The sequence below is a fragment of the Acidipila rosea genome (assembly GCF_004339725.1).
Classification (GTDB): domain Bacteria; phylum Acidobacteriota; class Terriglobia; order Terriglobales; family Acidobacteriaceae; genus Acidipila; species Acidipila rosea.
On record NZ_SMGK01000002.1, the window covers coordinates 63,174 to 78,430 of the forward strand.

12 protein-coding genes are annotated in these 15,257 nt (G+C 62.6%); 6 read left to right on the forward strand and 6 right to left on the reverse strand.

The genetic code is table 11. The features are described from left to right. Positions 1-44: 44 nt before the first annotated feature. Positions 45-2,021: an arginine--tRNA ligase gene (locus tag C7378_RS05375; protein WP_131993046.1), complete on the forward strand. Its 1,977-nt coding sequence runs from the start codon at positions 45-47 to the stop codon at positions 2,019-2,021. Between the two features lie 140 nt (positions 2,022-2,161). Here the strand turns inward: C7378_RS05375 and pstS are convergent, their stop codons facing one another. After that, positions 2,162-3,226, reverse strand: a complete 1,065-nt coding sequence (pstS, locus tag C7378_RS05380; RefSeq protein WP_131993049.1) for a phosphate ABC transporter substrate-binding protein PstS — start codon at positions 3,224-3,226, stop codon at positions 2,162-2,164. Between the two features lie 168 nt (positions 3,227-3,394). On the opposite strand from pstS, the gene C7378_RS05385 reads away from it, so the two are divergent. After that, the gene (locus tag C7378_RS05385) at positions 3,395-3,955 is read left to right on the forward strand and encodes a type 1 glutamine amidotransferase domain-containing protein (RefSeq protein ID WP_131993052.1); all 561 of its coding nucleotides are present in this window, start codon (positions 3,395-3,397) and stop codon (positions 3,953-3,955) included. A 67-nt stretch (positions 3,956-4,022) separates the two neighbouring features. Here C7378_RS05385 and C7378_RS05390 read toward each other — a convergent pair whose 3' ends face one another. Together C7378_RS05390 and smpB are read right to left on the reverse strand one after the other, a co-directional pair. Further along, on the reverse strand, positions 4,023-5,525 hold the full coding sequence (locus C7378_RS05390) for a leucyl aminopeptidase (protein ID WP_131993055.1): 1,503 nt from the start codon (positions 5,523-5,525) through the stop codon (positions 4,023-4,025). A gap of 44 nt (positions 5,526-5,569) precedes the next feature. Beyond that, positions 5,570-6,106, reverse strand: a complete 537-nt coding sequence (gene smpB / locus C7378_RS05395) for an SsrA-binding protein SmpB (RefSeq protein ID WP_131993058.1) — start codon at positions 6,104-6,106, stop codon at positions 5,570-5,572. 251 nt (positions 6,107-6,357) lie between these two features. Here smpB and C7378_RS05400 point away from each other — a divergent pair, with 251 nt between their 5' ends. Genes C7378_RS05400 through C7378_RS05415 form a run of 4 tightly spaced genes read left to right on the forward strand, consistent with a single transcriptional unit; the run spans position 6,358 to position 10,317 of the window. Further along, positions 6,358-8,703, forward strand: coding sequence for a cohesin domain-containing protein (locus tag C7378_RS05400; RefSeq protein WP_131993061.1), 2,346 nt, complete (start codon positions 6,358-6,360; stop codon positions 8,701-8,703). Positions 8,704-8,714: 11 nt separating this feature from the next. Further along, complete coding sequence (locus C7378_RS05405) at positions 8,715-9,170, forward strand: type II secretion system protein (RefSeq protein WP_131993064.1); 456 nt, start codon at positions 8,715-8,717, stop codon at positions 9,168-9,170. A 1-nt stretch (position 9,171) separates the two neighbouring features. Beyond that, entirely contained in the window at positions 9,172-9,579 is a 408-nt protein-coding gene (locus C7378_RS05410) for a type II secretion system protein (protein ID WP_279388575.1), read from the forward strand. 3 nt (positions 9,580-9,582) lie between these two features. Further along, positions 9,583-10,317, forward strand: a complete 735-nt coding sequence (locus tag C7378_RS05415) for a urocanate hydratase family protein (protein WP_131993067.1) — start codon at positions 9,583-9,585, stop codon at positions 10,315-10,317. Positions 10,318-10,321: 4 nt separating this feature from the next. Here C7378_RS05415 and C7378_RS05420 read toward each other — a convergent pair whose 3' ends face one another. The 3 genes from C7378_RS05420 to C7378_RS05430 form a co-directional block, all read right to left on the reverse strand. After that, entirely contained in the window at positions 10,322-11,548 is a 1,227-nt protein-coding gene (locus C7378_RS05420; RefSeq protein WP_131993070.1) for an MFS transporter, read from the reverse strand. 62 nt (positions 11,549-11,610) lie between these two features. Then, on the reverse strand, positions 11,611-13,776 hold the full coding sequence (locus C7378_RS05425) for a molybdopterin oxidoreductase family protein (RefSeq protein ID WP_131993073.1): 2,166 nt from the start codon (positions 13,774-13,776) through the stop codon (positions 11,611-11,613). Next, complete coding sequence (locus C7378_RS05430) at positions 13,773-15,257, reverse strand: DmsC/YnfH family molybdoenzyme membrane anchor subunit (protein ID WP_131993076.1); 1,485 nt, start codon at positions 15,255-15,257, stop codon at positions 13,773-13,775. The genes C7378_RS05425 and C7378_RS05430 overlap by 4 nt, the downstream gene beginning before the upstream one ends.

The following is a 15,257-nucleotide window of genomic DNA, read 5'->3' on the forward strand; positions in this document are numbered from 1 at the left end:
TTAAAATCAGCCAGTAAAATCAACCCTTTCCGAGTGGCGGCTGCGTGTACCTGATAGAACAGAAAAGACTGCTGGAGCGGCTCCGCGCCGTTCTCCAAGAGAACTACGACATTCAGGCGGCAACCCTCGCCATCGAGCAGCCTCCCGAGATCCGCTTCGGTGAATACGCGCTCCCCCTGGCTTTCGAACTCGCCCGCCGTCTACGCAAAGCGCCGCGCAAAATTGCCGAGGAGATCGTCGCCGCCCTGGGTGAAGTCCCGGGCTTTGCCGGCTTTGAGGTTGCCGGAGCCGGCTACATCAACGCCCGCCTCGATCGCCCCGCCGCTGCCCAGTCCCTCGCCGCAGCCAGCACCGTCTCTGCGCCGGAGCACCCCATCCACGCTCTGGTCGAGCACACCAGCATCAACCCCAACAAGGCCGCCCACGTCGGCCACCTGCGCAATGCCATCCTCGGCGACACCTTTGTCCGCCTGCTCCGCGCCGCCGGTCAGCAGGTTGCCGTCCAGAACTATATTGACAACACCGGCGTCCAGGTCGCCGACGTTGTAGTCGGCCTCATGCATCTTGAGGGCCTTACGCTCGCTGGCGTGCAGGCGCTCATGGCCCGCCTCCAGCAGGAGCAGCAGCGAATCGACTATTACTGCTGGGACCTCTACGCCCGCACCTCGCAATGGTACGAGGCCGATCCCGAGCAGAAGCAGGCCCGCAAGCAACTTCGCCTCGACACCCTCCACGCCATCGAACACGGCGGCAACGACACCGCCGCCATCGCCGAGCTGGTATCCACCGCCGTCCTTCGCCGCCACCTTGAAACTATGCTCCGCCTCGGCATCGAGTACGATCTCCTGCCCCGCGAGAGCGAGATTCTCCACCTGCACTTCTGGGACGCAGCCTTTGAGCTGATGAAGGCCGGGGGCGTCCTCTATCTTGAAGCCGAGGGCAAGAACAAGGGCTGCTGGGTCATGAAGCGCGCAGGGGCCGAAGCCGTCACCGATGGCCCCGACGAAGACGCCAAGGTCATCGTCCGCTCCAACGGCACCGTCACCTACGTCGGCAAGGACATCGCCTACCACCTCTGGAAGTTCGGCCTCCTGGGCAAGGACTTCGGCTACCGTCCCTTCTTCGAATACCCCGGCCACCGCTGCTGGATCACCGCCGAAACCGGCGACCCTGACCATCCCCACTTCGGCGGAGCGCAGGCCATCTTCAACGTCATCGACTCCCGCCAGGCCGACCCGCAGGCGAACGTCATCGAGGCCCTCCGCGGTCTCGGCTTCACCCGGCAGGCCGCCAACTACACCCATTTTTCCTATGAAATGGTCGCGCTCACCCCGCGTTGCGCAACCGAGCTGGGCTACGAGGTCTCCGCGGAAGATGCCGCCCGTCCCTACATCGAGGTCTCCGGCCGCAAGGGCTTCGGCGTCAAGGCCGACGACCTCATCGACCGTCTCATCGCCGCCACCCAGGCCGAGGTAGACAGCCGCCACCCCGAGTTGCCCCTCGCCGAGCGTGAAGACACCGCCCGCCAGATCGCCGTCGGAGCCCTCCGCTACTTCATGCTCAAGTTCACCCGCAACACCGTCATAGCCTTTGACTTCAAGGAGGCGCTAAGCTTCGAGGGCGAGACCGGCCCCTATCTGCAATACGCCGTCGTACGCACCCGCAGCATCTTCCGCAAGGCCGACACCACCCCCGAGCAGTCCCTCGCCGACATCCACGGCATCGACACCGCGCCTTTTCTCAATGGGGAAGAGGGCGACAGCATCTGGCAGGTCTGGCTTCGCGCCGCCAAGACCACCCTCCTGCTGGAGCAGTGCATCGAGACCGCTGAGCCGTCCTACCTCGCCCGCCACGCCTTCCAGCTGGCGCAGGATTTCTCCAACTTCTACCGCAAACACCACATCCTCACCGAGGCCAACCCGGACCGGAAGAAGCTCCTGCTCGCTACTGCAGCCGTAGCCCAGCGCGAGCTCATCCGCTCCCTGGCTCTGCTCGGCATCACCGCCCCTGAGGTCATGTAGGCCGACGTTCGCCGCAAGCCGGGGTTCACGGAGGGCTCCCGGACGGCGTCGCTCGACAGAATTGTTTGTGGATTTTCAGACGAGAAGATGGCAGGAAGAGAAGCCCCCGGGTCTCGCGATTGAGACCCGGGGCAAGGAAACTACTGGATCGGCTGGCCTGCAGCGGTCATCATGTTCAGCTGCTGCTGGTCATACTGCTTCACGCCATCCGGCAGGGGAGCATAGTTCAGCTTTGCTGCTGACGCCTGTCCATCCGTGATCACGTACTGGATGAACTGCTTCAGCGCTGAGCGCTTCGCCTTGTCCGCGCCGTCCTTGGGGATAATCAGGAAGGTCAGCCCCGAGATCGGGTAAGCATCTGCTGCCGAAGCCGGTGGATTCACAATCGGGGTCCGCGGATCCTGCGCCAGCTGTGCCGTAAAGGCATTGATCGCCGCCGTCGTGCTGTCGGTCGAGGGAGCAATGTACTTGCCCGCTTCGTTCTTCATCGCCACCACCGGCAGCTTGTTCTGCTGCGCATAGGTCAGCTCGACGTAGCCGATCGCGCCGGGCGTCTGCCGGATCTGTCCGGTCACGCCTTCGCTGCCTTTGCCGCCAAGGCCCACCGGCCAGTTGACTGAGGTGTTCGCTCCCACCTTCGACTTCCACTCCGGGCTAACTGCCGAGAGATAGGTGGTGAAGATCGCCGTAGTTCCGCTGCCTTCCGTGCGGTGCGCAATGACCACCGGCTCCTTCGGCAGCTTCACACCCGGGTTGTCCTTCGCGATTGCCGCATCCTGCCAGCTCTTGATCTTTCCGAGGAACATATCCGCCAGCACGCCGGCTGACAGCTGCAGCGGCTCCTTCAGCTCGGGCAGGTTATAGGTGATGCACACCGGGCCTGCCGACTCGGGAATCTGGATAACCGGCGACATCGTTGCCAGCTGCTTATCGTCCAGCGCCGCATCTGACGCGCCGAAATCGACCGTACCCGCCTTCACCTGCTGAATCCCGCCGCCGGAGCCGATCGACTGGTAGTTGATCTGCACATTCGTGTGAACCTTGCTGAAGTCCTCGGTCCACCGGCTCATGACCGGGTTGACAAACGTACTGCCTGCGCCCGAGAGGGTGACTGACTCCGGACCACTGCTGGACTTGCACGCCGTCATACCGCTCAACAGAAGCGCGAGGCCACTGACTGCGACCGTTTTATAGCTGATTTGCATGATTAGGGTTATCGCTCCTTGTTCCACTATGTAGATATCACGCCCCGTACTCCCGGGATGCATTCTCCCCCTGAAATTCTTCGCATTTTCATGAACCTGGCGTCATTGGCAACGTCTCGCGCCTCCCGTACCTCTTACCAGATAGAGCAAAAGAGAAAAGGAGTATTTATGGCTCATCAAATGAGTGGAAAGAAAGTTGCCATTGTAGCTACAGATGGCTTTGAACAGGCTGAACTCTTCGAGCCTAAGAAGGCTCTCGACGGCGCTGGTGTCCAGACCCACGTCATCTCCCAGAAGTCAGGCGAAATCAAAGGCTGGGACATGACCGACTGGGGTAAGAAGATCAAGGTCGATAAGACCTTCGACGAGGCCAAACCCGCCGACTACGACCTGATGGTGCTCCCCGGCGGCGCCATGAATCCGGACCATCTGCGCATGGACCCCAAGGCCGTCAACTTCATCAAGGAATTCTGCAAGAGCGGCAAGCCCGTAGCTGCCATCTGCCACGCCTCGTGGACGCTCATTGAGGCGGACGCGGTACGAGGCCGCAAGATGACCTCCTGGCCCTCCCTCAAGACCGACCTCAAAAACGCAGGCGCAAACTGGGTCGATGAACAGGTAGTCGTCGACCGCAACTTCATTACCAGCCGCAAACCCGACGATCTGCCCGCCTTCAATAAAACCATCCTGGAGCATCTCGGCGGCCAGCAGCTCAAAGCCGCTTCCTGATCCGTCTCAACCCCCGTTTCAAAGCCCGGCTACCCTTGCCTGTGCATCGCGCAGGCAAGGGTAGCGCCTAACCGGCGTAGCGTCTTACCCACTCCACGATGCTCCGCACCGCCACTCCGCTCGGCCCCTTGGCCATCCAGCTTTTGGGCTCATCTACCCACGCCATGCTCGCGATATCCAGGTGAATCCACGGCGTATCCTCCGCGAACTCCTTCAGGAACATCGCCGCCGTCACCGCTCCGCCATACCGTCCGCCCGTGTTCTTGATGTCTGCAATATCGGACTTGATCTGCTCCCGATATTCGTCCTCAAGCGGCAGCCGCCAGAAGCGCTCGCCTGAAATCTTCAACCCTTCGCTGAACTTGCCAAAGGTATCTTCCTCATTCGCAAAGACTCCTGCGTTGACCGTTCCCAGCGCCACCGCCACTGCGCCCGTCAAGGTTGCCGCGTCGATCAGGTGGGTTGCGCCCAGCTGCCGCGCATAGGCGAGTCCATCGGCCAGCACCAGCCGCCCTTCGGCATCGGTATTGATAATCTCGATCGACTTCCCGGACATCGCAATCTGCACATCGCCCGGCTTCTGCGCCGTTCCTGACGGCATATTCTCCGCCGCGCAGACCACTCCAATCACCTTCACCGCCGGTTTCAGCTGGGCAATCGCGCGCATTGCGCCGATCATCGCCGCTCCCCCCGCCATGTCGTACTTCATCTTCTCCATGTTGTCCGAGGGCTTGATGGAGATGCCGCCCGTGTCAAAGGTGATCCCTTTGCCCACCAGTCCGATCACCGGGCCGCCCGGCTTCGCATTCGCCGGTTCGTAGCTCATCACGATCAGCGCAGGCGGCTCTGCCGAACCCTGGGAGACGCTCCAGAACGCGCCCATCTTCAGCTCGTGCAGCTTCTCCGCGCCGTAGACCTCGCACTTCACCCCGAACTCGCGGCACATCTCCGCAGCCTTCTGCCCCAGCACGGTAGGCGTCATTCTGTTGCCCGGCTCGTTCACCAGGTAGCGGGCAAAGTTCTGGGACTCGCCCACGATCACGCCCTCGCGGAAGCCAGCCTCCGCCTCGCCCGCCGCAATCACGCCCAGCGACTGGACGCTCTGGTCCTTGCGGTCGCTGCGGTAGGTGTCCGGGTCAAAATCCGCAACCAGCGCACCCTCCGCAATTGCTCTCGCCGTGGCCCCGGCAGGGAAGCCGGCGCCCTCAGGAGCCAGCACCGTCAGTGCGCGGATGCCGCGCGGCTTGGCAAAGCGAACCGCCGTGCCAGCCGCCTTTCTAACGTCATGCGGCGTGGCCTTCGCCGCCTTTCCCAGCCCCACGATCAGCAGCCGCGCCGCTTTCAGTCCGGCCGGCGCGTGCAGCAGCAGCGTCTCGTTGGCCGCCGCCTTGAACTCGCCACCCGCCAGCACAGCCTCTGCCGCTGTCTTCAGCGCCGCATCGCCCGTCAGCAGGCCCGGCTCCGCCTTCGCGTCCTTGTCCTTGGCGGCATTGTTGTCGGTGGCGAACACCACGAGCAGCGGCGTCTCGATCTGGCTTGGCGACTTGCCTTTGAGCAGTTCAGTTTTCATTCTTCTCCTGAGCTTCGGTGGCCCTGTCGGCCCATACTGTTGGGTTAGCGGCTGTTCTTCCGCATATTGTTGGCAATAGCGGTGCGGGCTTCCTTGTCGGCTTCGCGGCGGCGTTCGGTCTCGCGCTTGTCCCAGTCCTGTTTGCCCCGGGCCACGGCCAGTTCGCACTTGACCCGGCCGTTTTTGAAGTAGAGCCTCGTCGGGATGAGCGTCAGCCCTTTCTGCTGCGTCTGTCCGAATAGTTTCCTGATCTCTTCACGATGGAGTAGCAGCTTCCTGGTGCGAACCGCATCATGAGTGTCAAAATTGCCATGCGAATAGGGACCGATATGCGCGTTCAGCAGAAATGCTTCGCCGTCCTTCACGAGTCCGTAGGCGTCGCGGAGATTGGCCTTGCCCTCCCGGACAGACTTCACCTCCGAGCCGCGCAGCGCCACGCCCGCCTCGAACCGGTCCAGCAGGAAGTAGTTGTGCCCGGCGATGCGGTTCTGCGCGGCATCGCGTTCTCCCGCCGCAACCGGGTCCCGGGGGCGCGCTTTCTTCGGCGCGGAGACGATCTGGTGACTGGCTTGCCTGGACATATATCAATCATGCCAGATTGCAGCGAAGAATTGCTTTCTGGCAGCATCACAGTCGGAGAGGTCAGGGTTTCATGGCGGCAGTAGTCCCCCCATCGGCGTCCATTTACCCTCGCAATGCTATGATGAGGCAGCGTCGTGTCCGGCAATTTATCCGTTCTAAAGCGACCCAGATTGCTGCTACCCGCCGGATTTCAGATACTACCTGCGAAGTCATGAAAAATCTTTCCCCCGCCACAATCCATCGGAGTCCCATGAACGTTCGCACACTGCTCCGGGCTTTCTCCCTCGCTCTGATCGTTTTTTCGGCCCTCGCCGCCGTCCCGGTCCATGCTCAGTCCGCCAGCAAGCTCTTCAAGATGGGGCGGGCCGCCGAGGATAAGGACGACACCCTCACGGCTTATGAGGACTACCACCAGGCCTTCCAGAAAGAGCCGAAGAATATTGACTACAAGACCTCCTATGAGCGCCTGCGCTTTCCGGCTGCCGCCGAGCACGTCAAGCGCGGCGAGCACTTGCGCGATCAGGGAGATCTCTCCGGAGCTCTGACCGAGTATCTTCGCGCCCTCGAAATCGACCCCAGCAACGAGCTCGCCCAGCAGGACATCCGCGCCGCACGCTTGCAGCTCAACGGCTCCGGCTCCGTTCCCAATCCTGAAACCGCCATGCCCCAGGGGACTGAACAGGAGCTTGCCGACATCGCTCCACCTCCCGTGTTGAAGCCGGTCTCGAATGAGCCGCTCACTCTTCACATGGTTGAGGACAGCAAGATCGTCTACCAGACCGTCGGCAAGGCCGCGGGCATCAACGTACTCTTCGACCCCGATTACCACTCCACGCGCATCCAGGTCGACCTCACCAACGTCTCGATCTACGACGCTCTGCGCATTCTCGGCACCATCTCCGGCACCTTCTGGCGTCCCGTCACCTCGAACACCATCTTCGTCGCCCAGAACACCCGCGGCAAGCGCACAGAGCTTGACGAGCAGGCGGTCCAGACCTTCTATCTCACCAACGTTTCCCAGGCCAACGACCTCAACGATATCCAGACAGCGCTGCGCAACGTCTTTACCACCGCCAAGCTCTACGGCGTTCCCAGCCAGAGCGCCATCATCATGCGCGGCACTCCGGACGAGCTCCTCCTCGCACAGAAACTCGTCAACGATCTCGACAAGGCGAAGCCCGAAGTCGTCGTAGATGTAGCCGTCCTTGAGGTCAGCCGCGATAAGCTGCGCAACATCGGCATCCAGCTGCCCCAGACCGCCAGCGTCTCCTTCCAGCAGGCCAACGCGAACTCCATCACCAACGGCACCACCACCAGCACCACCACCAGCACCACCACCGGCACCAGCACCGGCAACACCGGCAACTCGCTCACCCTCAACAATCTTGCGCACCTCAACTCGACCAACTTTGCCGTGACCATCGGTCAGGCGACGGCCAACCTGCTGATGACCGATACCGACACCAAGATTCTGCAGAATCCGCGTATCCGCGCCTCTGACGGCCAGCAGGCCACGCTCAAGATCGGTGAAAAGCTTCCCGTGGCGACCGGCTCTTATCAGACAGGCGCCGCCACCGCCATCGTCAGCTCGCTGGTCAATACCCAGTTCCAGTACCTCGATGTCGGCGTCAATATAGATATGAAGCCGACCGTGCACTATGACCGCGATGTGACCCTCAAGCTCAAGATCGAGGTCTCCGCGCAGAACGGCAACTCCAACCTCGGCGGCATCAACGAGCCCATCATCACCCAGCGCACCGTCGAGCAGACCATCCGTCTCAAGGAAGGCGAGGCCAACATCCTAGGCGGCATCCTGCAGCACCAGGCGACTAACACCATCAGCGGTACGCCGGGCCTCGGCGAGCTGCCTATTTTGAAATACCTCTTCAGCACCAATCAGCACGAAGTGGTCGATGATGAGATCGTCTTCCTGCTCATCCCGCACATCGTCCGTGCCGAGATGCTCGACCCCATGAACCTTCGCCAGGTCGACACCGGCACCACCAACTCCATTGAGCTGCGCCGGGTTAACGCCAGCAGCAACTCCATGAGGCCGCTCACACCGCCGCCCATCGGCGCGCAATCCACCGGCGGCGATCTGCGCGGCACGTCCGCCGCGGGCGCAGCAGCTAGCGCTCTCAACCAGATGCGCCAGCAGGCGAACGCCGGCCCGTCCAACAGCGTCCCCATCTCCCTGCAGCTGACGCCGCCGCAGAGCGTGCAGAAGGTAGGCAGTACCTTCCAGATGGCCGTCAACCTCATCGGCGGCAAGGATGTCTACTCCACGCCGCTTCAGTTGCAGTACGACCAGAACCGGCTCACCCTCATTAATGTTGATGTGGGCAGTCTTCTCGGCAAGGACGGCCAGCCCGTCGCACTCGTCCATCGTGACGACGGCAACGGTCAGCTGACCATCTCCGCCTCACGTCCGCCGGGCACAGCCGGAGTCTCAGGGGATGGCAGCATCTGCACCCTGACCTTCCAGGCCAAGGCTCCGGGAGACGCTCCGATCTCCATCACTCGTCCGCTGGTTAGAAACAGCGCACAGCAGCCACTGCAGGCGACCGGGTCGCAGGCAATCGTACTCGTACAGTAGCGGGGGCAGGATTGACGCAGTACAGGCGCGAATCCGGTCTCACCCTCGTTGAGCTCATCGTCACGGTGGCGATTCTGGCCATCCTGGCCTCGGCAGCGATTCCTGTGACTCGCTTCGAGATCAAGCGGCAAAAGGAGCACGAACTGCGCTACGACCTCTGGATGATGCGATCGGCGATTGACAAGTATAAGGACGCCGCCGATCGCGGAGCCTTCCAGACGAAGGTAGACAGCATGAACTATCCGCCCGACCTCGACACGCTCGTCAACGGTGTCGATGTGCAGGGCAAGAAAGTGAAGTTCCTCCGGAAGATCCCTGTCGATCCCATGACCGGCAAGGCCGAGTGGGGCCTGCGCTCCATGCAGGATGAGCAGGACAGCGATTCCTGGGGCGGACAGAATGTCTTCGACGTCTATTCCAAGTCAGATGGGACGGCGCTCGATGGAACCAAGTATTCGGACTGGTAGATTGAGAGCAAAAATAACAACTCGCGGCGAAAAAGGCTTCACCCTGGTTGAGCTCATGGTGGTCATGCTCATCATCGGCATCCTCGCGGCCATCGCTATCCCCAGCTACATGGCCTCCATCAAGAACGCCAGGGAAGCGGTCCTTAAAGAGGACCTCCACGTCATGCGCCAGGCCATTGACTCCTACACGATGGACAAGGCCGCCGCGCCCAACTCTCTCGACGATCTGGTTCAGGCCGGCTACCTCAAGTCCATCCCCGTCGATCCCATGACTCGCAGCGACTCCACCTGGGTCACAAGCACTTCCGACTCGCTCTCCAGCGTCGATCAGAGCCAGGGCGGCATCAACGATGTCCACAGCGGCTCCGACGAAAAAGGCTCCGACGGCCAGCCTTACTCCAGCTGGTGACGCATGCATCAGCTGGCCGTTTCTGCTGTCTCCATCTCTGAAATTTACGACCGCTATCTCGCCCTCGTCGCGCTTCGCCCTGCGCAGGCTGAGGGCCTCGGCGGACGCCTGCTGCTCGTCTCCGGCCTCGACCCTGTGGGAGTCGCCACCGTCACCGCCGCCAACGTCGCCGGAGCCGCAACCCTTGCCATCGAGTCAGACCCCGCAACCGCCCGCGATGCCATTCGCAACGGCATCTGCGACTTCTCCGTCAACACCCTCGACGAGGCTCTGCGCATCCTCAAAAACGAAATCCGCAAACGCAAGCCCGTAGCCGTCTGCCTCCTCGGCATGCCGCAATCGATCCTTGCCGAGATGGCCGAGCGCGGCGTCCAGCCCGACTTCGCCGCCATTCCGCCTGCCGTTCCCGGCGACCTCGCCGCGACCTTCTTCGCTCGCGGTGCGCAACCGTTTCCACCCGTTGCCGCTACCCTGCCGCTGGTCTGCTGGTCGGTAGCGGCGCAGCAGCCCATCACGCTCCTCCAGCAGCTCGACAAGCTCGCGGCCGCCTCGCTGTCCAGCTCTGAAGCCGTCCGCCATCGCTGGCTGCAGCTTGCGCCCCGCTATCTCGGCCGCGCCCGTCAGCACTGCGTAGGCATGACCGACGAGGAGTGGGCCGCCTTCCGCGCTCTGCTCAAGCAGTCCTCAGGCGAACTCGCCGCAGGCCTCACCGTCACCCGCAACGGCGAGACCGCCTGATCCGTCAGTCCGCCGCCACCAGTTCAGGTTCCTTCGCCCGTCCCCCCGCACCGGCCCACGTCATGGTCCAACGTCTTGAGACCTTCCACATCACCGCCAGCACTGCCACCGCAAACACTGCATAAGCCACAAAGCCCATCGAGTAGGACCCCGTGTGCTGCTTTGACTGCCCCAGCAGGTTCGGCAGAATCGATCCGCCCAGCGCGCCGATCTCCCCGATCATCCCGCCTGCCACCGCCGTTGTCGTCGGCCACCGCAGCGGCACCAGTTGGAATGTTGCGCCGTTTCCCGCGCCCAGCGCCGCAAAGCACAGCATGAAGAGCAGAGTCGTAACCACCAGCGTCGGCGAAGCCATCAACCCGATCAGCCCCGCAATGGCGATCACAAACACGATCGCCAGCGTGTTGATGCCGCCGAAGAGATCCGCAAGCCAGCCACCCAGCACCCGCGTTGCGCTTCCGGTCAGCGTCGCCAGCACCGTCAGGCTGCCCGCCTCCACCTTCGTCACGTGGAACTGGCTGTAGTAGAACGACGGCAGAAAGGTCGCCAGCCCCAGGAAGCCGCCGAACGTAATGATGTAGATCATGTTGAAGGCCCATCCGTCCTTCTCCCACAGGCACTGCAGATGATCGCGCAGGCTCTGGTGTTCGATATCCGGCGGTTCCTTCGCAAAGCCGATCATCACCATCAGCGGCAGCAGCATCATCGCCGCCGCAAAACCGTACACATGCTGCCATCCGAAGTGCATCGCCAGCCTCGGCGCAAACAGCGCCGCCAACGCCGTGCCGCTGTTTCCGGCCCCTGCGATCCCCATCGCCAGCCCCTTGTACTGCCGCGGAAACCACCCCGCGCCCAGTGACAGCGCCACCCCGAAGCTCGCTCCCGCAATCCCCAGCAGTACGCCCATCGCCAGCACGCTGTCATAGCTCTTCACAAAAAATGCGCCATAGAGCAGCGCAATCACGATCGCACCCATCTCCACGATCGCCGCCATCTTCCGCCCGATGTACTGTGACAGCACCCCCAGCGGAAACCGCATGAATGCTCCGGCAAACGTAGGCACAGAAACCATCAGCCCGATCTGCCCCGGCGTCAGGTGAAACTGTTCTGAGATAAACGGCCCCATCGCGCCATTCAGCACCCACACCGCGAAGCAGAAATCGAAGTAGAGAAACGCTGCGAACAACGTAGGCGGATGTCCGGATCGGAGAAATGCCTTTGCACTGGCCATCGAAATGCTCCCTTACGCGAAATGAAAAAATGATCCACACACAAACAACCGCAGAAGAGCGGCTACTTCGTTACAAACCTCTCCACCAGCACCGCACACTGCTTGAAGTTGGGCTCGCGCGAGATCGGATCGAATGCGCCCAGCGTCACCAGGTTTGAGTTCGTCTCCGCGAAGTGAAACGGCATAAAGACCTGCCCCGGAGCCACGATTCCGGTTATCCGCAGCTCCAGGTTCTTCACGCTCCCGCGCCGCGAAATCACGCTCACCCGGTCATGCGGCTTCAACTGCAGTCGCCTCGCATCGACAGGATTCATCTCCAGCCACGCATACGGCGCCATTGTGTCGAGCAGTTGCACCTTCGCCGTCTTCGTGCGCGTGTGCCAGTGCTCCACCGTGCGCCCCGTGTTCAGCACATAGGGATACTCGCTCGTCGGCTGCTCCACAAACGGCTCGCACGGCACGTTGTAGAGCTTCGCCCGTCCGCCCTCATGCCGGAACACGCCGTCTTCATACAGCCGCGCGCCGCCCCACTGCACGCCGCTCTCTTCTTCGATCTGCTCCCAGCTGATACCGCTGTAGTCGCACAGCCGCCCCGCCGAGACGCGCTGCCACTCCTTGTAAGCATCGTGCGTCGTCGTCCATCCGGGGTAGAGCTCTTCACGCACGCCCAGCCGCTCCGCCAGATCGAGAAAGATATCGAAGTCCGCGCGCGCCTCGCCTGGCGCCGCCACCACGCGATTCACCTTGCTCACCCTCCGCTCAGAGTTCGTGTACGTGCCTTCCTTCTCGCCCCAGATCGCCGCCGGCAACACCAGGTCCGCGAAATCGCTCGTCGGCGTCGGATGGAAGCCATCCTGCACCACCAGGAAGTCGACACTGCGCAGCGCCTGCTCCAGTACTGAGTAGTTCGGAAACGACACCGCCGGATTTGTCGCGATGAACCACAGCGCCTTCACCTTGCCCGCCACCGCCGCTTCGATAATGTCCGGGTAGGCAAGCCCCCGCGCAGTGGGAATCCGCTCGACATCCAGCCCCCACAGCCGCGCCAGCTCTTCGCGATCCGCCTGCTTCTCAAATTTGCGATATCCCGGCAGGCTTGAAGTAAATCCGCTCTCCCGCGTGCCCATCGCATTGCACTGCCCGGTAATCGAAAACGGCGAAGCTCCCGCGCGCCCGATATTTCCGGTGATCAGCGCAAGATTGTTGATCGCCGCCACCGTCACCGCTCCCTGCGTCGAGTGGTTCACCCCCATCGTCCACCCGATAAAGGCGGCCCGCGCCTTGCCATAGAGCCGCGCCACACGGACAATCGTCTCTTCGCTCAGCCCCGTCAGCGCCGCCACGCGCTCCGGCGTGTACTCGGCCACAAATTCCTTGTATTGGTGAAAGCCATCTGTATACTGCGAAATATAGGTGCTGTCTATCAAGCCATCGCGGATCAGCACATGCGCCATTCCATTCAGCAGTGCAATATCGCTGCGTGGCTTCACCGCCAGGTGCAGGTCCGCCATCATCGCCGTCTTCGTCACTCGCGGGTCCACGACGATCAGCGTCCGCTCTGCATCGCGCTCCAGCCTGTGGCACAGGATGGGGTGATTGTCCGCAATATTCGCGCCGATCAGCATCACCACATCCGCCGTCTCCATGTCTGCATACGATCCCGGCGGCCCGTCGCTGCCAAACGAAAGCTTGTAGCCTGACACCGCGCTCGCCATGCACAGCGTCGTATTTCCGTCATAGCTCCGCGACCTGAAGCCAAGCTGCACCAGCTTGCCCAGCGTGTAGAACTCCTCAGTCAGCAACTGTCCCGTGCCCACCACGCCCAGCGCATCCGCGCCGTACTTCTGCTGGACCCCCGCAAACCTCTCCACCATCGTGTCCAGCGCTTCGTCCCACGACACCGGCGTCAGCGTTCCGTTCTTCCGCAGCAGCGGCGTTTTCGCGCGTCCCGGGGCTGTCAGGATGTGGTGCTCGCTCAGCCCCTTCGGACACAGCTTGCCGCGGTTCACCGGATGCTCAGGGTTCCCGCGCACCGCGACTGCTTTGTCATCCTTCACGCCCACCAGCATCCCGCAGCCCACTGAGCAGTAGCCGCACGTCGTCTTCACCCACTTCTCCGCAACCCGGCTCGATGACACATGACCAAATCGCGCATCGCGTTCATAGGTGTAGTCGCACTGCCGCGTATCGATTCCCAGCGCTCTCTTCAGCCGCGCCAGCGCCGTCATCGCCCACCCCCGCGCACAAAGGTAAGCGCCATATTCAGCGGCACCACCGAAACGAAAAACAGATACCTGCTCAGCAGCACTCCACCCAGGGCTACAACCGCAGCAGCCATCCAGTCGCCGCGCAGGCTCAAAGCCCCCGCCATCGCTACCAGGGCCAATGAGGCGATCAGCGCCTCCCGCAGCCCGCTCGTATTCAGCAGCCCCGCCGAAGCCCGTTCCTCAAACCTCTCCGACCGGCTCAGCCGCACCAGCCGCACCGCCTGGTTCGCGAGCCACAACCCCGCCGCCGCTCCAGCCGCGGCTCCCGCGCCATCCGTCCGCGTCCACAGCGGAGTCACCATCGAACCCAGCAGCGCCGCGCTCAGTAGAAAATCCAGTGGCGTATGCACCATGTTCCACGCAGGCCGCGCCGCCACCAGGTAGATGCACGCGCTCGCCATCACTCCCGCCACCCCCAGCGCTGCCGCCATCCAGCTCAACCACTGCGCCCCCGCGCCCAGCCACGCCATGGCCGTCGCCGCGCTCAGCGCCGCAAAGAAGAGTCCGAACAGCAGCACCTCGCGGCTCAGCCATGACCTCCGCCACATCTTCAACGCGCGCCACGCATAGGCAGGCCGTCCCAGGTGGAGCACCGAAATGTTCAGCGCCACGCCCGTCACCCCCAGCAGCGCTGTCAGCAGACCGCGCCCCGCTCCTTGCCGCAGCAGTGCGCACACCAGCGTTCCCGCCACTGCCTGCATCAGCGCCGTCATTACCACCAGTGAAAGATGCGCATGCTCCGGCCGTATCCGTCCCGCATCCACACGCTGCAGCGTCTGCACCGCATCCTCCGGCAGCGTGATGCGCGTTGTAGAAATCGTGTGCCCCGCCGCAGGCATGCCCGGCGAGTCAGCGCTGGAGTAGTCGATCCGCCACGCCGTCCTGTCCACGATCTCGATTGCAATCGCCGCCTCGGGGCAGGCATTCACGCACGCAGGCTCCAGTCCGTCCGTCAACCGCCCGTGACACATGTCGCACTTGCCCACCACCCCGCGCTCTGCGTTGAACTGCGGCACACTGTAAGGGCAATTCCACACGCAATACTGGCAGCCGATGCATGCCTCCGCCGAGTGCAGCACAATCCCGGTCACCGGATCTTTCGTGTACGCATCCACCGGGCAGCCCTTCACACAGTCCGCGTCCAGGCAGTGGTTGCATCCCATCGAGAGATAGTGCCGCAGCGTATCGGGATAAGTGCCGCCCTCGATCTCTCCGATCCGTCTCCAGTGGATCTCCGCAGGGTTGCCGTTCTGTTCATTGCACGCTACCTCGCACGAGCGGCATCCGATGCACTTCGTCATGTCGAAGTGAAACCGATACTGCTCGCCCGCGGCGGGCGCCCGGTCCGGAATCAGTGTCGCAGCTCCCGCACCCGCCGGCGTCAGCCGCACCAGTCCGTCGTCATCTCCGTTGATCGCGCGTTCGTAGAGTGGCAATGCCAT